At 71.0% G+C, this 18,564-nt stretch carries 16 protein-coding genes; 12 read left to right on the plus strand and 4 right to left on the minus strand.

Annotated elements, in window-relative coordinates; genetic code table 11:
• Positions 1-77: 77 nt before the first annotated feature.
• The 3 genes from ACFRU2_RS18860 to ACFRU2_RS18870 form a co-directional block, all read right to left on the minus strand.
• A complete protein-coding gene (locus ACFRU2_RS18860; RefSeq protein WP_382973265.1) occupies positions 78-1,352 on the minus strand; it encodes a DUF6236 family protein in 1,275 nt (424 codons plus the stop codon).
• Positions 1,353-1,428: 76 nt separating this feature from the next.
• Positions 1,429-1,872 (minus strand): SRPBCC family protein, encoded by a 444-nt coding sequence (locus ACFRU2_RS18865; RefSeq protein WP_382973267.1) that lies wholly within the window; start codon positions 1,870-1,872, stop codon positions 1,429-1,431.
• A 74-nt stretch (positions 1,873-1,946) separates the two neighbouring features.
• Positions 1,947-2,777: a hypothetical protein gene (locus tag ACFRU2_RS18870; protein WP_382973269.1), complete on the minus strand. Its 831-nt coding sequence runs from the start codon at positions 2,775-2,777 to the stop codon at positions 1,947-1,949.
• A gap of 109 nt (positions 2,778-2,886) precedes the next feature.
• Here ACFRU2_RS18870 and ACFRU2_RS18875 point away from each other — a divergent pair, with 109 nt between their 5' ends.
• From ACFRU2_RS18875 to ACFRU2_RS18885, 3 genes are all read left to right on the plus strand, one after another.
• A complete protein-coding gene (locus ACFRU2_RS18875; protein ID WP_382973271.1) occupies positions 2,887-3,975 on the plus strand; it encodes an Rv2578c family radical SAM protein in 1,089 nt (362 codons plus the stop codon).
• A gap of 159 nt (positions 3,976-4,134) precedes the next feature.
• Complete coding sequence (locus tag ACFRU2_RS18880) at positions 4,135-5,718, plus strand: alpha/beta hydrolase (RefSeq protein ID WP_382973327.1); 1,584 nt, start codon at positions 4,135-4,137, stop codon at positions 5,716-5,718.
• An 84-nt stretch (positions 5,719-5,802) separates the two neighbouring features.
• Positions 5,803-6,312 (plus strand): RidA family protein, encoded by a 510-nt coding sequence (locus tag ACFRU2_RS18885; protein WP_382973274.1) that lies wholly within the window; start codon positions 5,803-5,805, stop codon positions 6,310-6,312.
• Here the strand turns inward: ACFRU2_RS18885 and ACFRU2_RS18890 are convergent.
• Entirely contained in the window at positions 6,305-6,874 is a 570-nt protein-coding gene (locus tag ACFRU2_RS18890; RefSeq protein WP_351438992.1) for an adenylosuccinate lyase, read from the minus strand. The genes ACFRU2_RS18885 and ACFRU2_RS18890 overlap by 8 nt on opposite strands.
• 429 nt (positions 6,875-7,303) lie before the next feature.
• On the opposite strand from ACFRU2_RS18890, the gene ACFRU2_RS18895 reads away from it, so the two are divergent.
• From ACFRU2_RS18895 to pssA, 9 genes are all read left to right on the plus strand, one after another.
• Positions 7,304-9,124: a 3-hydroxyacyl-CoA dehydrogenase family protein gene (locus ACFRU2_RS18895; protein WP_382973276.1), complete on the plus strand. Its 1,821-nt coding sequence runs from the start codon at positions 7,304-7,306 to the stop codon at positions 9,122-9,124.
• Between the two features lie 178 nt (positions 9,125-9,302).
• Positions 9,303-10,133, plus strand: a complete 831-nt coding sequence (locus tag ACFRU2_RS18900; RefSeq protein ID WP_382973278.1) for a TetR family transcriptional regulator — start codon at positions 9,303-9,305, stop codon at positions 10,131-10,133.
• Between the two features lie 389 nt (positions 10,134-10,522).
• The gene (gene ccrA / locus ACFRU2_RS18905) at positions 10,523-11,860 is read left to right on the plus strand and encodes a crotonyl-CoA carboxylase/reductase (protein ID WP_382973280.1); all 1,338 of its coding nucleotides are present in this window, start codon (positions 10,523-10,525) and stop codon (positions 11,858-11,860) included.
• 32 nt (positions 11,861-11,892) lie between these two features.
• Complete coding sequence (locus tag ACFRU2_RS18910) at positions 11,893-13,989, plus strand: protein meaA (RefSeq protein ID WP_382973282.1); 2,097 nt, start codon at positions 11,893-11,895, stop codon at positions 13,987-13,989.
• Positions 13,986-14,960, plus strand: a complete 975-nt coding sequence (locus ACFRU2_RS18915; RefSeq protein WP_382973284.1) for an HpcH/HpaI aldolase/citrate lyase family protein — start codon at positions 13,986-13,988, stop codon at positions 14,958-14,960. The genes ACFRU2_RS18910 and ACFRU2_RS18915 overlap by 4 nt, the downstream gene beginning before the upstream one ends.
• Before the next feature lie 5 nt (positions 14,961-14,965).
• Positions 14,966-15,478, plus strand: a complete 513-nt coding sequence (locus ACFRU2_RS18920) for a MaoC family dehydratase (RefSeq protein WP_053681718.1) — start codon at positions 14,966-14,968, stop codon at positions 15,476-15,478.
• A 4-nt stretch (positions 15,479-15,482) separates the two neighbouring features.
• Complete coding sequence (locus ACFRU2_RS18925; protein ID WP_382973287.1) at positions 15,483-16,688, plus strand: acyl-CoA dehydrogenase family protein; 1,206 nt, start codon at positions 15,483-15,485, stop codon at positions 16,686-16,688.
• Positions 16,689-16,873: 185 nt separating this feature from the next.
• Entirely contained in the window at positions 16,874-17,530 is a 657-nt protein-coding gene (locus ACFRU2_RS18930) for a phosphatidylserine decarboxylase (protein WP_250740415.1), read from the plus strand.
• A 67-nt stretch (positions 17,531-17,597) separates the two neighbouring features.
• The gene (gene pssA / locus ACFRU2_RS18935) at positions 17,598-18,380 is read left to right on the plus strand and encodes a CDP-diacylglycerol--serine O-phosphatidyltransferase (RefSeq protein ID WP_266912559.1); all 783 of its coding nucleotides are present in this window, start codon (positions 17,598-17,600) and stop codon (positions 18,378-18,380) included.
• Positions 18,381-18,564: the final 184 nt, after the last annotated feature.

The following is an 18,564-nucleotide window of genomic DNA, read 5'->3' on the forward strand; positions in this document are numbered from 1 at the left end:
GGCTCCACCCTAGGCGGTCCGGGGAGGCGAGGCACGGGGCCACGCCCGGCGGGGGCCGCGCCGGGCGGGGGCCCGCCTCAGGCCCGGCGGGGCGGGCGCACGCGCCGCACCATCCGCCCGAGCAGTCGCTCGGGGTTCAGCTCGCCCCTGACGGACAGCAGGTACGCGACCGGGGAGGCGGCCAGTGCGGCCTTCTTCTGCTGGTGCGCGCCGCGGGCGACCCCGGCGACGCTGAAGGCCGCGCCGAGTCCGGTGGCGACCAGCGGGCTGCCGGTGAACTGGCCGACCGCCAGGCCGAGGACGGAAGGCAGCGCGAACTGGAGGTTGGCCACACCGGAGGCCGCGTCCACCTTCAGGGAGCGCATCGCCTCCTCCAACTCGGCCAGGGGGAGCCGGAACCGCCGGTCGACCTCGTCCTCCAGGTGGCGGCGGGCGGCCTGCGGCAGCCGGACGTCCGCAAGGTCCGCCTTGAGGGCCTCGGCCGTCTCCGTGACGGCTTGTCCGAAGCGGTCGAAGGCCGCCTCGTGCGTCGTGCGCAGCTCGATGATCTTCTCGATGCCGACGCGGCCCAGGTCGGCGGGGAGCACGATGCGTACGGCGAGCATCCCCACGGCGTCGGTGAGGTCTCCGCCCGCGGTGTCCGGCAGCCGGAGCCCGCTGTCGTAGTCACGGTCGAGCAGCACCCGGGCGATGCGCTCGGAATCCCAGCCCTGCGAGGCCGTGTGCGAGGCGGCGTGGTCGGTGGTCGGCGCGTAGCCGCCGAGGCGCGCCAGTTCCTCGGTGAGCGCGCACTTGTACACCCAGGCGAGCTCGGGAGACATGGCGAGGAAACCGGCGTCGGCCACCTCGCGGAAGCGCGCGGAGCGGGCGGTGAGGGCGAGCCCGCTGTCGACCAGGGCCTCGGCCAGCAGGGGGTCGACTTCGGCGTGGTAGACGCCTGCCAGGCCGTCCTCGTGCAGCCGGTTCGGGCTCGGGTCGCGGGACACGGTCGGCGCGTGGTGGATCCGGTTGCCGGCGAACTCGGGAAGGCCGTTCACGCTTCCGACGTGGAGTGGGCTCCCGAACTCCTCGGGGTCCGCGTGCGCGGCGTGCAGGGCGCGCAGGACGTCGGCGCCTCCGGTGAGCACCTCGATGAACTCGCCGGCCACGGCCCGCGCCGCCGCGGCCGGGTCCACGTCGTGGACGAAGCGCGGCAGTCCCTGGCGGAGCCTGGTGACCGTCGGCGAGTCCATGACGGGATACCCGCGCGGGACCACCCGGCCCAGGCTCGGCCAGTACAGCGCGGCGGCCTTCAGCCAGTTCTCGTCGCGGAAGTGGATGTACGGGTAGTACAGCCCGCCCTGGTGCAACATCGCCCCACCCCCCGGGTCGCTCAGTTCACCCGATCCGGTGAGGCCGGTTTCCCGGCCTCACCGGCAACATCCTTGCTCAGCCCTCGACTTCGGTGGCCAGGTTGGCCAGAACTGCGTCGTAGATACGGCCGAGACCCTTGGGTGCGAAGGTGCGCTCGAAGAAGCCGCCGATGCCGCCGGCGCCGTTCCACACGGTGGAGACGACGGCCTTGGACTTGCCCTCGCCCGCCGGGGTGACCGTCCAGGTGGTGACCATGGAGGAGTTGCGGTCCTTCTCCACGAGCTGGCCGTCGGTGGGCTCGGTGACCTCCAGCAGGCAGTCGCGGACCCGCTTGCTCGTGGCCTGGAGCTTCCAGTGGACGAGGGTGCCCTCGCCGTCGCCGCCCTCGCGCACCTCGTACTCGCTGAAGTGCTCGGGCAGCAGCTTGCCCCGGGTCCCGGTGTAGTCGGCCAGCGCGTCGAACACGGTCTCCGCGTCCGCCCCGATGATGCGTTCCGTGGTGGCCTCGACCTGCGCCATGGCTTTCCTCCAGCAGTTGTGTTCGCTCGTCACCGCGAAGCCAACCACCTCCGGGGCGGGCGCCCAAATCCGGGTCAGCAGTGGACGCGGAGCCAGACGAGGAGGGTGTCCCCGGGGAGCGCCTCCAGGTAGCGGTCGGCAGCGTTCCAGGCGACGGGCGCCTGCGGGAACGGCCGGGGGTGCGGGCAGTCGGGCGGCGGCTCGCAGCCCGCGTGGACGGGATCGTCCCCCGCCTCGCACCACCAGCCGTCGAGCGTCAGCACGTTCCGGACGAGGTGGGCGCCGGAGGTCCGGCGCGCCACGTACTCCTCACGGGTGCACAGGGCGGGTGCGCCGTAGGGCAGCGTGCCCAGGAGGCCGTCGGTCGAGTATCCGCGGCGGGCGGCCAACAGGTCCAGCACGGCGTCCTCGTGGGCGGCGAGCAGCGGTTGCCCGGCGAAGGCCGACCAGGCCTCCGCGTGGGCCCGGCGCCCGTCCCGGTAGGCGTCGAGGTCGGGCCAGGGCGTGCCCGACGGCTGGAGGAACGGCGTGAAGGGCGGGTGGCTCGGCGCCAGCCGGTGCCATGCGTCCCAGGCCGCGCCGGCGAGTTCGCCCGCGTCGGTGCGGATCGCCGCCAGGTCCAGGGCCTCGCGGGGGCCTCCGGCGCACCAGCCCGGCGTGGCCGGCCGCGCGGTGCCGTCGTACAGCGGGTCCTCGGCGACGAGCCGCGGATCGTCCGCGTGGCCCGGGAGGACCCGGAAGCCGTCACGGACGGTGCCGCCCGCGATGGCCCAGCTGTCCCAGTTGTCGAACCGCCAGTGCGCGCCGCGGCACTGCTCGAACGGGGCCATCGCCTCGCCGATCGCCTCCCGCAGCCCGTCCCGGGCCGTTCCCGGCAGGCACACCACCATGCGCATCGCACTCATGGCCGGAACCTCCCACGAGCGGCGCGGGGCGGGCAAGGCGATTTCGCTCCCGCACGATCATGGGAACGTTTGTTCTATTCTCTGGGCGAGCTACCGAGGGAGGCGCACCATGCGCTGGGACAATCTGAGCAACGAGGCCGACCGGACCAAGGGCGGGGCACCCGGGCGCGGCCCCACCGGCACCGACGGCCCCGCCGGCACCGCCGCGCTCTTCGGGGCGGACGCCGTCGTCACCCGCACCTTCGACACCCCCGAGTTCCGGGGGATCACGTTCCACGAGATCCGCGCCCGCTCCCTCCTCAACCGGGTCCCCGGCGCCTCCCGGATGCCGTTCGAGTGGACCGTGAACCCGTACCGCGGGTGCAGCCACGCCTGCGTGTACTGCTTCGCCCGCAAGACGCACAGCTACCTCGACCTCGACACGGGCCTCGGCTTCGACTCCCAGATCGTCGTCAAGACCAACGCCCACGAGCTCCTGCGCCGCGAGCTCGCCTCGCCCCGCTGGACCGGCGCGCACATCGCGATGGGCACCAACGTGGACTGCTACCAGCGCGCCGAAGGCCGGTACCGCCTGATGCCCGGGATCATCGAAGCGCTGCGGGAGCGGGCCAATCCCTTCTCGATCCTCACCAAGGGCACCTTGATCCTGCGCGACCTCCCCCTCATCCAGGAGGCCGCGGCCGTCGCCGACGTCGGGATCTCCGTGTCCGTCGGCTTCACCGACACCGTCCTGTGGCGCACGGTCGAGCCCGGCACCCCCTCCCCCGCCGCCCGGCTGCAGGCCGTCCGCACCCTCACCGACGCCGGCATCGAGTGCGGGGTGCTGATGGCCCCCGTGATCCCCTTCCTCGGCGACTCCCCGGAGCAGCTGCGCGCCACCGTCCGGGCCGTCGCCGAGTCGGGGGCGACCTCCGTGACACCCCTGGTACTCCATCTGCGCCCCGGGGCGCGCGAGTGGTTCACGGCCTGGCTGGGCGAGCACCACCCCCACCTGGTGGAGCGGTACGCGCGGATGTACGCGGGCGGCTCGTACGCGCCCACCTGGTACCAGCGGATGATCACCCGCCAAGTCCACGAGCTCGCCGCCGAATTCGGCATCGGCCCCGGCGGCCGCGGACCGGCCCGGCGGATCGTCGTACCGGAGCGGCCGGACGGGCCCGTGCCCGCGCCCGGGCCGACCCAGCTCAGCCTGCTCTGAGCACCCGTACGACCGTACGACCGACTGAAGGGTCATCACATCGGGCCAATCGGGGCCCCAATCCCCCCTTCCGAGCACAGGTTCCGGGACGATTCCGCCCAGAACCCTCGGCTGGGAGGCCCCATGCTGTACCCGACGCTGCACCCGACGCTGCGCCCGATGAAGGAGGGCAGGCCCGGTCCCGCTCTGAGGCGCGCCGCCGTCCTGTTGGCCGTGTCCACCCTCGCCGCCGCCCTGGCGAGCCCGGTCACGGCCGCGGCACCCGCAGCGGCGGCGACGGCCCCGGCCGTCGGGGCCCTGAAGTGGGCCAACTGCGCGACCTCCCGCTACCCGACGCTCCAGTGCGCCTCCCTCAAGGTTCCCCTCGACCACGACAGCCCGGCCGGCCGGCAGATCTCCCTCGCCCTGACCCGGGTCCCCCACACGGCCGCCCGCTCCCAGGGCCCGCTGCTGGTCAACCCCGGCGGGCCCGGCGGCAGCGGCCGCACCCTGGCCGGGTTCATCGCCTCCGCGCTGCCCAAGGACGTGGCCGCCCAGTACGACGTGATCGGCTTCGACCCCCGGGGCGTGGGCAAGAGCGAGCCCGCCCTGGACTGCGGAGCGGGCCACTTCACGCCCGTACGGCCCGACTCCGTACCGCTGGACGAGGAGACCGAGCGGGCCAACCTGGAGCGGGTGAAGTCCTTCGCCGAGTCCTGCCAGACCAAGCACGCGGACGTCCTCCCGTACATCGGCACCGTGTCGGCGGCCCGCGATCTCGAAGTGCTGCGCACCGCCCTGCGCGCGGACAAGCTGAGCTACTTCGGCTACTCCTACGGCACCTACCTGGGCGCGGTGTACGCCAAGCTCCACCCCGACCGCGTGCACCGCCTGGTGCTGGACTCCGTCGTCGACCCGGCCGGGGTCTGGTACGAGGACAACCTCGCCCAGGACCAGGCCTTCGACTCCCGCCACAAGGCCTTCCTGGCCTGGGTCGCCCGGTACGACGCCACGTACCACCTCGGCACCGACCCCGCCGAGGTCGAGGCCCGCTGGTACGAGATGCGGACCGCGCTGCGCACGGCCCCGGCGGGCGCCAAGGTGGGCCCGGCGGAGCTGGAGGACACCTTCATGCCGGGCGGCTACTTCAACGGCTACTGGCCCCACCTGGCGACGGCCTTCGCCGCGTACGCGGTGGAGGGCGACCCGAAGCCGCTGGTCTCCGCGTACGAGAAGTTCGGCGCGGTGGAGCCCTCGGCGGGCAACAGCTACAGCGTGTACACGGCCGTGCAGTGCCGGGACTCGGCCTGGCCCAGGAACTGGAACCAGTGGCGGGCCGACATGTGGCGCACGCACGCCAAGGCGCCCTTCATGACCTGGAACAACGCCTGGTACAACGCCCCGTGCGCGTTCTGGCCGACCGAGCCGCTCGAGGCGCCCGACGTCACCAACTCGGCGCTCCCGCAGGCGCTCCTCTTCCAGGCGACCGAGGACGCGGCGACCCCGTACGAGGGTGCGGTGAGCATGCGGCGCAAGCTCGCGGGCTCGGCGCTGGTGGTCGAGGAGGGCGGCGGCAACCACGGCATCGCCCTGAGCGGCAACAAGTGCCTCGACGAGAAGCTGGCCGCGTACCTGCTGACGGGCAAGGCCGCGGACGCCGTCTGCCCCGCCCAGGCGGCCCCCACCCCGATCCCGGCGACCCGCGCGGTCCCGCCGTCGGCCGGCGGCGCGGCGCTGCACGGACTGCTCGGTTTCCGGGGGTAGCCCGGGTTGGGCGGCCCGGACCCGCTACCCGGACCAGGCGGCCCGGGTAGTTGGTCCGGGCCTCCAGCGGGCAGGATCATGCCCATGGCTACTTCACAGGACAACCACCTCACCCGCATCGCCGCGCCGGAGGGGGTCGCCCCCGGCACCGGCTACAACCACGTCGTCTGGGGCACCGGGCGGTTCGTCGCCGTGTCCGGGCAGTGCGCCTTCGACGAGAAGGGCGAGGTGGTCGGGGAGGGCGACGCCACCGCCCAGGCCCGGCAGGTCTTCGAGAACGTGGGCCGGTGCCTCGCCGCGGCCGGGGCGACCTTCGACGACGTGGTGAAGGTGACGTACTTCGTGACCGACGTCGCCCACCTCCCCGCCGTGCGCGCGGCCCGTGACGAGGTGTTCGCCCCGGACCGCCTCCCCGCCTCCTCGGCGGTCCAGGTGTCGGCCCTGTTCCGGCCCGAACTGCTGATGGAGGTCGAGGCCTTCGCGATCGTCCCGGAGCCGGCCGCGCCCGAGTCGCGCCCCGAGACCGACACGGGGTTCCGCACCGGTTCCTCGGCCGGCTTCGGGACCGGTTTCAAGACCGGCTTCGCTAGCTGACGCCCAGCCCCCGCAGGGCCGCCGTCGCCGCCACGGCCAGCCGGGGGTGCGACTGGGCCCGGGTCAGGACCTCCCGGGCCCGCTGGTCGGCCAGCGCCCCCAGCCCCTCCACGCAGGCCAGGGCCACCCGCCAGTACGGGTCGTGCGGCGCGAGCAGCCGCGACAGGGTGCGGATCAGCGCCGGGGCGGACTCCGGGGCGCGCAGCGCCGCCAGCAGCCGGACCGGGTGCAGGGCGTAGGCCGTGCGCAGTTCGTTCGTGGCCAGCGCCGCCGCCGCGCGGGCGGTGCGCGGGTCCCCGAGGACGGCCAGCGCCTGGGCGGCGGCCTCGCAGCGCGGCGGGTCCCGGTGGTTGAGCAGCAGGACCAGTGATTCGAAGGCACGCCGGTCGCCGGCCAGCCCCAGCCGGTACGCGGCCAGTTCGCGGGCCCACAGGTGCTGCCCGGCGGAGGCCAGGGAGGCCGCCAGGCCGTCCGCGTCCGCCGCGAGCAGCGCCGCGTACTGCTCCTCGCCCCCGGGAGCCTGCCCGGCTTCGGCCCGCAGGCGCTCCAACACGTCGTTCACCCGGCCACCCTAGGGGGCCGCGACGGCCGCCGCGCCGGGTTCCCGACAGCCGGTTGATCGATGATCGATGATCGGTACATTTGGGCGGTACAGGTCACATCTCCGCGCTCTGGCGGACCAGTTACCAACGGGTTACTGTCCCTACAACACGTACGAGGGCGGCCTGGTGACGCAGCCACCTCGTACCAGTCGGTTCTGCACGACCACACCGTTCACGGCGTGACCCCGGGACAGGGCTCCGCCGTTTCCTCCCTCAGGGCTGCTTGCCTCAGGGAATCCCCGGATTCTCCGGAATCCCGGAATCCCCGGGACATCCCCCGCGCTTCTCCGCACGGCTCCTCCCGCACGGCTTCTCCCGTACGGCATCCGCGCGCGCCGTGCGCTCCGCGCGCCCCCTCAGTCGTCACCCTCTTCCACTGGAGTCCCGCGATGGACCTTCCGTCCACGTCCAGTCAGTCATCCCCCTCCCGCCCCGCCCTGCAGACGATCGCCGTCGTCGGCCTCGGCACGATGGGCTCCGGCATCGCCGAGGTCCTCGCCCGGGCCGGCCGCGAGGTCATCGGCATCGACGTGAGCGAGGCCGCCGCCCGCCGGGCCACCGCGGCCCTCGCGGCGGCCACGGCCCGCTCCGTCGCCAAGGAGCAGCTCACCGAGCAGGAGCGCGAGGCGGTGCTCGCCCGCTTCCGGACCTTCTCCGAGCTCGGCGCCGCCGCCGACGCCGACCTCGTCATCGAGGTGGTCCCCGAGTCCTACGAGCTCAAGCAGCGGATCTTCCGCGAGCTCGACGCGATCGTCCGGCCCACCGCGATCCTGGCCACCGGCACCAACGCCCTGTCGGTGACGCGGATGGCCGCCGAGTCCCAGCGCCCGGAGCGCGTGGTCGGCCTGCACTTCTTCAACCCGGTCACCGCGATGAAGCTGGTCGAGGTCGTCTCCAGCGTGCTGACGGCCCCGCCGGCCATCGATGCGGTCACCACGCTGGCCCGCGAGCTCGGCAAGGAGCCCGTCGCGGTCGGCGACCGCCCGGGCTTCGTCGCCGACGGCCTGCTGTTCGGCTACCTGAACCAGGCCGCCGCCATGTTCGAGGCGAAGTACGCCTCCCGCGAGGACATCGACGCGGCCATGAAGCTGGGCTGCGGCCTGCCGATGGGCCCGCTCGCGCTGCTCGACCTGATCGGCGTGGACACCGCCCGCACCGTCCTGGAGGCCATGTACACGGCCTCGGGCGACCGGCTGCACGCCCCGGCCCCGATCCTCGGCCACCTCGCCGAGGCGGGCCTGACCGGGCAGAAGTCCGGGCGCGGGTTCTACACGTACGAGGCCCCGGGCAGCCAGGTCGTCGTCCGTGACCTGCAGACCCCGCCGGACGGGGAGTTGGTCCGGGCGAGCCGCCCGGTGAACTCGGTGGGCGTGGCCGGTTCGGGCACGATGGCGAGCGGGATCGCGCAGGTCTTCGCGCAGGCCGGCTTCCCCGTGGTGCTGGCGGCCCGCAGCCAGGAGAAGGCGGACGCGGCGAAGGCCGCGATCGGCAAGTCGCTGGCCCGCGCGGTGGACCGGGGCCGGCTGACGGCGGAGGCCGCCGCCGCCACCGTGGGCCGGATCACGGCGGCGGGCTCGCTGGACGCCTTCGCCGACGTGGACCTGGCCGTGGAGGCCGTCGCCGAGGACCTGGAGGTGAAGCAGGAGCTGTTCCGGGCGCTGGACAAGGCGTGCAAGCCCGGTGCGGTGCTCGCCACCACGACCTCCTCGCTCCCGGTGATCGCGATCGCCCGCGCCACCTCGCGTCCCGAGGACGTGATCGGCATGCACTTCTTCAACCCGGCTCCGGCGATGAAGCTGGTCGAGGTGGTCCGGACCGTCCTGACCGCCGACGACGTGCACGCGACGGTCCGCGGGATCTGCGGTCAGGTGCGCAAGCACGCGGTGGACTGCGGGGACCGGGCCGGCTTCATCGTGAACGCGCTGCTGTTCCCGTACCTCAACAACGCGATCAAGATGGTCGAGCAGCACTACGCCGGCATCGACGACATCGACGCGGCGATGAAGCTGGGCGGCGGCTACCCGATGGGGCCCTTCGAGCTCCTCGACGTGGTCGGCCTGGACGTGTCGCTGGCCATCGAGAAGGTGCTGCACAAGGAGTTCCGCGACCCGGGCCTGGCCCCGTCCCCACTGCTGGAGCACCTCGTCGCCGCGGGCTGCCTGGGCCGGAAGACCGGTCGCGGATTCCGTGAGTACGCCCCCCGCCGGTAACCCGCGGCAGGGGCAAGAGCCGGATGCGTGGGGAGGGCTGCTCGGGTCCGCCGGACCCTCACGGCGGACGAACCCTCCCGAGGAGCACTGTGTGCCCAGTGCGAGTCCTCCCCCGCATCCCATCCCGTCCCACCCCCCTCGGGAGCGCTCTCCCGCACGAATGAAGTACTTTCGCTCTATGTCCCAGCCCGCCAAGACCTCACCCCGCGCCTCCGCGGTCTCCGACGCCCCGGAGACCCCGGCCGGCACCAAGGCGGCCGCGCAGCGGCTCAAGATGCGCCGCGAGCTCGCGGCGGCGGCCATGGAGCTCTTCGCGAACAAGGGGTACGAGGCCACGACGGTCGACGAGATCGCCTCGGTGGCCGGGGTCGCGCGCAGGACCTTCTTCCGGCACTTCCGGTCCAAGGAAGAGGCGATCTTCCCGGACCACGACGACACCCTGACCCGCGCCGAGGCCGTCCTCGACGTGGCCCCGGCGCACGAGCACCCGCTCGACACGGTGTGCCGCGGGATCAAGGAAGTCATGAAGATGTACGCCGCCTCGCCCGCGGTGTCGGTGGAGCGCTACCGGCTCACCCGCGAGGTGCCGGCGCTGCGGGAGCGGGAGATCGCCTCGGTCGCCCGCTACGAGCGGCTGTTCACCCGCTACCTGCTGGCCCATTTCGACGAGACCGACCACCACGACGGCAACGACGACCCGCTGCTGGCGGAGGTCGCCGCCTCGGCGGTGGTCACGGCCCACAACCACGTGCTGCGGCGCTGGCTGCGGGCGGGCGGACAGGGCGACGTGGAGGCGCAGCTCGACCACGCCTTCTCGATCGTGCGCAAGACCTTCGGTTCGGGGATCGGCGCGGGGCGCACGCTGAGCACGGCTCCGGCTCCGGAGCCCGCCGCCGCGCCGCCGGCCTCGGTGCGCACGCAGGGCGAGGTACTGGTCGCGGTGGCCCGTACGGACGCCCCGCTGGACGAGGTCATGCGGACCATCGAAGAGGCACTCAGAAACAAGTAGGCGACACACGTCACAGCGGCCGCTCCCGTTCCGGGGGCGGCCGCTTTCGTTTGTCCGAGTTGCCCCTACTCGCGGGTAACTCTGATCGATCATCGCTCATCGGTGCAGGTCAGTCGGCAAATGAGAGAAAGTTTTGGCACGCGGTGCCTTGCTGAGTGACACGGGGTGCCATACGTTGAATCTCGTCCGGATGTCCCCGCGGTCCAGCCCACTCGGTACGGAACGCGCCCCGGATGCCTGCGTCACCAGGCCTCCCGCACCGCCCCACCACAGGCAACGCGCAGCTCCACCCCAGCCGAATCGACGGCGCCCCACACACATCGCTTCGCCGCTCAACGCAACCCGTTTCCCTCAGCGCACCCTCATCAGCGCAACGCCGGAGGCCCCCCGTGAAGGACATCCTGGACGCGATCCAGTCGCAGGCCGCGACGGCCGCCGACTTCGCTGCCCTGCCGCTCCCCGACTCGTACCGCGCGATCACCGTGCACAAGGACGAGGCGGAGATGTTCGCCGGGCTCACCACCCGCGAGAAGGACCCCCGCAAGTCCCTGCACCTCGACGAGGTCCCGCTCCCCGAGCTGGGCCCGGGCGAGGCCCTGGTCGCCGTCATGGCCTCCTCGGTCAACTACAACTCGGTGTGGACCTCGATCTTCGAGCCGGTCTCCACCTTCAGCTTCCTGGAGCGCTACGGGCGCCTCTCGGAGCTCACCAAGCGCCACGACCTGCCGTACCACGTCATCGGCTCCGACCTCGCGGGCGTCGTCCTGCGCACCGGTCCCGGCGTGAACGCCTGGAAGCCGGGCGACGAGGTCGTCGCCCACTGCCTCTCGGTCGAGCTGGAGTCCTCCGACGGCCACAACGACACGATGCTCGACCCCGAGCAGCGCATCTGGGGCTTCGAGACCAACTTCGGCGGTCTGGCGGAGATCGCCCTGGTCAAGTCGAACCAGCTGATGCCCAAGCCGGACCACCTCAGCTGGGAGGAGGCCGCCTCCCCCGGCCTGGTCAACTCCACCGCCTACCGCCAGCTGGTCTCCCGCAACGGCGCCGGCATGAAGCAGGGCGACAACGTCCTGATCTGGGGCGCCAGCGGCGGCCTCGGCTCGTACGCCACCCAGTTCGCGCTGGCCGGCGGCGCCAACCCGATCTGCGTGGTCTCCTCCCCGGAGAAGGCCGACATCTGCCGGGCGATGGGCGCGACGGCGGTCATCGACCGCAACGCCGAGGGCTACAAGTTCTGGAAGGACGAGCACACCCAGGACCCGAAGGAGTGGAAGCGCTTCGGCAAGCGCATCCGCGAGCTCACCGGCGGCGAGGACATCGACATCGTCTTCGAGCACCCGGGCCGCGAGACCTTCGGCGCCTCGGTCTACGTCACCCGCAAGGGCGGCACCATCACCACCTGCGCCTCGACCTCGGGCTACATGCACGAGTACGACAACCGCTACCTGTGGATGTCCCTGAAGAAGATCATCGGCTCGCACTTCGCGAACTACCGCGAGGCCTGGGAGGCCAACCGCCTGATCTCGAAGGGCAAGATCCACCCCACCCTGTCGAAGGTCTACTCCCTGGAGGAGACCGGCCAGGCCGCCTACGACGTCCACCGCAACCTCCACCAGGGCAAGGTCGGCGTCCTCGCACTGGCCCCCCAGGAGGGCCTCGGCGTCCGTGACCACGAGCTGCGCGCCACGCACCTCGACGCCATCAACCGCTTCCGCAACGTCTGAGACAGCCTCAAAGGCCAAAGGGACAGCCTGAGATGACAGAGCGCCAGAAGGACCGTCCGTGGCTCATGCGGACGTACGCCGGCCACTCCACGGCCGAGGCGTCCAACGAGCTGTACCGCCGCAACCTCGCCAAGGGCCAGACCGGCCTGTCGGTCGCGTTCGACCTGCCGACGCAGACCGGCTACGACCCCGACCACATCCTCGCCCGCGGCGAGGTCGGCCGGGTCGGGGTCCCGGTCTCCCACCTGGGCGACATGCGGCGGCTGTTCCAGGACATCCCCCTGGAACAGATGAACACCTCGATGACGATCAACGCCACCGCCATGTGGCTGCTGGCGCTCTACCAGGTGGCCGCCGAGGAGCAGGGCGCGGACATCGCCCAGCTCCAGGGCACCACCCAGAACGACATCGTCAAGGAGTACCTCTCGCGCGGGACGCACGTCTTCCCGCCCGGGCCCTCGCTCCGCCTGACGACGGACATGATCGCGTACACGGTCAACCACATCCCGAAGTGGAACCCGATCAACATCTGCAGCTACCACCTGCAGGAGGCCGGGGCCACTCCGGTCCAGGAGATCTCGTACGCGATGTCCACGGCCATCGCGGTCCTGGACTCGGTGCGCGACTCGGGCCAGGTCCCGCCGGAGCGGTTCGGCGAGGTCGTCGCCCGGATCTCCTTCTTCGTGAACGCGGGCGTCCGCTTCATCGAGGAGATGTGCAAGATGCGCGCCTTCGGCCGCATCTGGGACAAGGTCACCCGCGAGCGCTACGGCATCGAGAACGACAAGCAGCGCCGCTTCCGCTACGGGGTCCAGGTCAACTCCCTGGGCCTGACCGAGGCGCAGCCGGAGAACAACGTCCAGCGCATCGTGCTGGAGATGCTCGCGGTCACCCTCTCCAAGGACGCCCGCGCCCGCGCCGTGCAGCTGCCGGCCTGGAACGAGGCGCTGGGCCTGCCCCGGCCCTGGGACCAGCAGTGGTCGCTGCGCATCCAGCAGGTCCTGGCCCACGAGAGCGACCTGCTGGAGTACGAGGACATCTTCGCCGGCTCGCACGTGATCGAAGCCAAGGTCGAGTCCCTGGTGGCCGAGTGCCTGGCCGAGATCGACCGGATCCAGGAGATGGGCGGCGCGATGGCGGCCGTCGAGTCCGGGTACCTCAAGGGCGAGCTCGTCTCCTCGCACGCCGCGCGGCGGGCCCGGATCGAGGACGGCCAGGACAAGATCGTCGGCGTCAACTGCTTCCAGCAGACCGAGGAGAACCCGCTCACCTCCGACCTGGACGGCGCCATCATGACGGTGGACGGGGCCCTGGAGGCGCAGACCGTCGAGCGCATCGGCCGCTGGAAGGCCGAGCGCCAGGAGTCCTCGGACCGGCAGGGCGGCGGCGACCCGTTCGTCTTCCCCACGGTCATGCAGGCCCTGGACCGGCTCAAGGAGGCCGCCTCCGGGGACGAGAACCTGATGGAGGCCACCCTGGAGTGCGCCCGCGCCGGTGTCACCACCGGCGAGTGGGCGAGCGCCCTGCGCGAGGTGTTCGGGGAGTTCCGGGCTCCGACCGGGGTCTCCTCGGCCCCGGTGGCCGTGACCGCCGAGGAGGGGACCCCCATGGCCCTCGTCCGCGCGAAGGTCTCCCGTACCGCCGACGAGCTGGGCTCCGGCCGGCTGCGCCTGCTGGTCGGCAAGCCCGGCCTGGACGGGCACTCCAACGGCGCCGAGCAGATCGCCGTACGGGCCCGCGACGCCGGCTTCGAGGTGGTCTACCAGGGCATCCGGCTGACCCCCGAGGAGATCTCCTCGGCGGCCCTGGCCGAGGACGTGCACTGCGTGGGACTGTCCATCCTGTCCGGCTCGCACAGCGCGCTCGTCCCGGACGTACTGGAACGCCTGCGCGCGGCGGGGGCGGGTGACATCCCCGTCGTGCTCGGCGGCATCATTCCGAATGCCGACGCCGTGGCGCTCAAGGAGGCCGGGGTGGCGGCGGTCTTCACCCCGAAGGACTTCGGCATCACGGAGATCATCGGCCGTATCGTCGACGAGATCCGCAAGGCCAACAAGCTCCACCCGCTCGGCGACGCCGAAGACACCTCAATCACAGACATCACCGCAAGCACGGAGGTCCCCGCATGACCACGCCCTCTTCCCCGGTCAACCGGCTGCGGCCGCGCCGCTCCTGCCTCGCGGTGCCGGGTTCCAACCCCCGGTTCCTGGAGAAGGCCCAGGGCCTGCCGGCCGACCAGGTCTTCCTGGACCTGGAGGACGCCTGCGCCCCGCTCGCCAAGGAAGGCGCCCGCCACACGATCGTGGACGCGCTGAACAACGGCGACTGGACCGGCAAGACCCGCGTGGTGCGCGTCAACGACTGGACCACGCACTGGACGTACCGCGATGTGATCACGGTCGTCGAGGGCGCCGGTCAGAACCTCGACTGCATCATGCTGCCGAAGGTCCAGGACGCCCAGCAGGTCGTGGCCCTCGACCTCCTGCTGACGCAGATCGAGAAGACGATGGGCTTCGAGGTCGGCAAGATCGGCATCGAGGCGCAGATCGAGAACGCCAAGGGCCTGGTGAACGTCGACGCGATCGCCGGCGCCTCGCCGCGGCTGGAGACCATCATCTTCGGGCCGGCCGACTTCATGGCCTCCATCAACATGAAGTCCCTGGTCGTGGGCATGCAGCCGCCCGGCTACGGCGCGGACGCCTACCACTACATCCTGATGCGGATCCTGATGGCGGCCCGCATGCACGACCTCCAGGCGATCGACGGCCCCTTCCTCCAGATCAAGAACGTCGACGGCTACCGCGAGGTCGCCGGGCGCGCGGCGGCCCTGGGCTTCGACGGCAAGTGGGTGCTGCACCCCGGCCAGGTCGACGCGGCCAACGAGGTCTTCTCCCCCTCCCAGGAGGACTACGACCACGCCGAGCTGATCCTCGACGCGTACGACTGGTGCACCTCCGAGGCGGGCGGCAAGAAGGGCTCCGCGATGCTCGGCGACGAGATGATCGACGAGGCCAGCCGCAAGATGGCCCTGGTCATCTCCGGCAAGGGCCGCGCCGCGGGCATGCAGCGCACCAGCAAGTTCGAGATCCCGGAGGCCTGAGCAGCATGCAGTTCGGACGCACCTACGAAGAGTTCGAGATCGGCGCGGTCTACAAGCACTGGCCCGGAAAGACGGTCACCGAGTACGACGACCACCTCTTCTGCCTGCTGACCATGAACCACCACCCGCTCCACATGGACAGCAACTACGCCGAGAACACGACCGACTTCGGCAAGAACGTCGTCGTGGGCAACTACATCTACTCGCTGCTCCTGGGCATGTCGGTGCCGGACGTCTCCGGCAAGGCCATCGCCAACCTGGAGATCGAGTCGCTGCGCCACGTGGCGCCGACCTTCCACGGCGACACGATCTACGGCGAGACCACGGTCCTCGACAAGACCCCGTCCAAGTCGAAGAACGACCGCGGCATCGTCTACGTGGAGACCAAGGGCTACAAGCAGGACGGCACCCTCGTCTGCGTCTTCCGGCGCAAGGTGATGGTCCCGACCGAGACGTACATCAAGGAGCGCGGCGGCGAGCAGCCCGGCCGCCCCACGCTGAAGGAACAGGGGAAGTAGAACCATGAGCCGACTTGCCCAGACCGCCGGCCTGACGGACGACCAGAGGGACATCCTCAAGACCGTCCGGGAGTTCGTCGACAAGGAGATCATCCCGGTCGCGACCGAGCTGGAGCACCGGGACGAGTACCCGCAGCAGATCGTCGACGGCCTCAAGGAACTCGGCCTCTTCGGCCTGATGATCCCGGAGGAGTACGGCGGCCTGGGTGAGTCCCTGCTCACCTACGCGCTGTGCGTCGAGGAGATCGCGCGCGGCTGGATGTCCGTCTCGGGCATCATCAACACGCACTTCATCGTGGCGTACATGCTCAAGCAGCACGGCACCCAGGAGCAGAAGGAGTACTTCCTTCCGCGGATGGCGCTGGGCGAGGTGCGCGGCGCGTTCTCGATGTCCGAGCCGGGCCTCGGCTCCGATGTGTCGGCCATCACCTCCAAGGCGGTGCAGGACGGCGACGAGTACGTCCTGAACGGCCAGAAGATGTGGCTGACGAACGGCGGCACGTCCACGCTCGTGGCCGTCCTCGTCCGCAGTGACGAAGGACACCCGGAGGGCACCGCGCCCCACAAGTCGATGACGACCTTCTTGATCGAGAAGGAGGCCGGCTTCGGCGAGGTGCGTCCCGGCCTGACCATCCCGGGCAAGATCGACAAGATGGGCTACAAGGGGGTCGACACCACCGAGCTCATCATGGACGGACTGCGCATTCCGGCCAATCGGGTGCTGGGCGGCCAGACCGGCCGAGGGTTTTACCAAATGATGGACGGGGTCGAGGTCGGCCGCGTCAACGTGGCGGCCCGTGGTTGCGGCGTCGCGCAGCGTGCGTTCGAGCTGGGTGTCTCGTATGCCCAGCAACGTCACACTTTCGGCAAGGCCATCGCCGAGCACCAGGCGATCCAGTTCAAGCTGGCCGAGATGGCTACCAAGGTCGAAGCCGCCCATGCGATGATGGTCAATGCAGCACGCAAAAAGGACTCCGGGGAACGAAACGACCTCGAAGCAGGGATGGCGAAGTACCTCGCCTCCGAGTACTGCAAGGAGGTGGTGGAGGACGCGTTCCGTATCCACGGTGGCTACGGCTTCTCGAAGGAGTACGAGATCGAGCGTCTCTACCGAGAGGCACCCATGCTGCTCATCGGCGAAGGTACCGCCGAGATCCAGAAAATGATCATCGGGCGACGCCTGCTCGAGGAGTACCGGCTCCAGGGCTGAAAGTCCCTTTTGGGGTAAATCATCCAGTGGTTTTCCGCAAAAGTGTCACTAGCAGTCACTGGCTCACGGCCATCGACTCGGCTTCTGGCTTGCCCAGTTGTTGCGCGCAACCGATAGCATTCCAGTAAAGCCGCCGTCCCGTCCCCCCGTTTGCGGCGCGGCATCACCCGCTACGAAGGTCATCCATGCCCCACAGCCAAACCTCTGCACCTCGCGTCGGCCTCCTCGGTGGACGCCTCGCGCGCGGAGCATCGCCGTGGCTTCTGCCGACCGTCGCCACCGCCGCCCTCAGCCTCACCCGGGCCCGCAAGTCCGGGCGCTGGGCGGCCGTGGCCGTGCCCACCACCGCGCTCGCGGCGGGCATGCTGTGGTTCTTCCGCGACCCCGAGCGCGAGATCACGCAGGGCCGGGTCATCTCGCCCGCCGACGGTGTGGTGCAGAGCATCATGCCGTGGAAGGACGGGCGCACCCGCGTCGCGATCTTCATGAGCCCCCTGAACGTCCACGTCAACCGCGCGCCCCTCGCGGGCACGGTGACGTCCGTGGAGCACATCCCCGGTGGATTCGTTCCGGCGTTCAACAAGGAGAGCGAGAACAACGAGCGCGTCGTCTGGCACTTCGACACCGAACTCGGCGACATCGAGATGGTGCAGATCGCCGGCGCCGTCGCCCGTCGCATCGTCCCGTACCTGCCGGCCGGCACCAAGGTGGAGCAGGGCGAACGCATCGGTCTGATCCGCTTCGGCTCCCGCGTCGACATCTACCTCCCCGAGGGCGTCGAGGTCGCGGTCGAGGTCGGACAGGCCACCACCGCGGGGGTGACCCGAATTGACCGTGACTGAACCTGAAACCCCGGCCGCGGGCTGGGTGCCCGAGGCTTCGTCCGAGGAGGAGTCCACCGAGGACGACATGCCGCTGTCACTGCGGCTGTCGATAGCGGACACCCTCACCCTCGGCAACGCGACGTGCGGATTCATGGCGGTGTACTTCACCACCACCGGGATCCTCATCCCGCACCTCACCGGCAGCGGAGAGTCGGGCATGGCCCGCAGCAGCGCGGCCACGGCCGTGATACTGATGCTGCTCGCCGCGGTCTTCGACCTCTTCGACGGCATCGTGGCCCGCAAGCTGCGCAGCTCGCCGATGGGCGCGGAGCTGGACAACCTGTCCGACCTGATCAGCTTCGGGCTGGCTCCGGCGTACTTCGTCCTCGTCTACGGCATGGTCGCCGACGACGCGGTGCAGAAGATGTCGGCGCTGGCGGCGATCGTCGTCCTGCTGGCCGTCGTCCTGCGCCTCGCGAGATTCAGCTGCGTGGCGATGAAGGACGGCATGTTCCAGGGCATGCCGAGCCCCTTCGGCGCGCTGACGGTCGTCTCGATCGTGCTGCTGGAGCTGCCGTTCATCCCGACCCTGCTGGCGATCGTCGGCGTGGCCTGGCTGATGGTGAGCCGGGTCGAGTACCCCAAGCCGCGGGGTGTCCTCGCGGTGGCGATGCTCAGCTGGATCGTCGCGGCGATGGGCCTGCTGGCCGCGTGGGCGTTCGACGCGCCGGGCGGCGGGCTGCTGCTCCAGACCGGCTGCGCGCTGCAGATCGCTCTGGCGGCGACCATCCCGCTGTTCGCGACGACCCGTCGCGCGAACACGTTCCGCCACAACCGCCGCGAGGCGAGGGCCACCCAGGCCCCGTAGCCTCCGGCCGCACGCACGCAAGGGCCCCCGACCGCCACCAGGCAGCCGGGGGCCCTTCCGCATCCCCGGGTCGGCCCTACACCGCTGCGCGGGGCCGGGTCCCCTACCCGCCCTTCGCCCGTTCCCCGGGGCGGGGGCAAGGAACCAACCCCCCCAACAAAAAAAAGGAGGAGAAGGCCCCCAC

The organism is Streptomyces sp. NPDC056883 (assembly GCF_042788835.1).
GTDB lineage: Bacteria > Actinomycetota > Actinomycetes > Streptomycetales > Streptomycetaceae > Streptomyces > Streptomyces stoeckheimensis.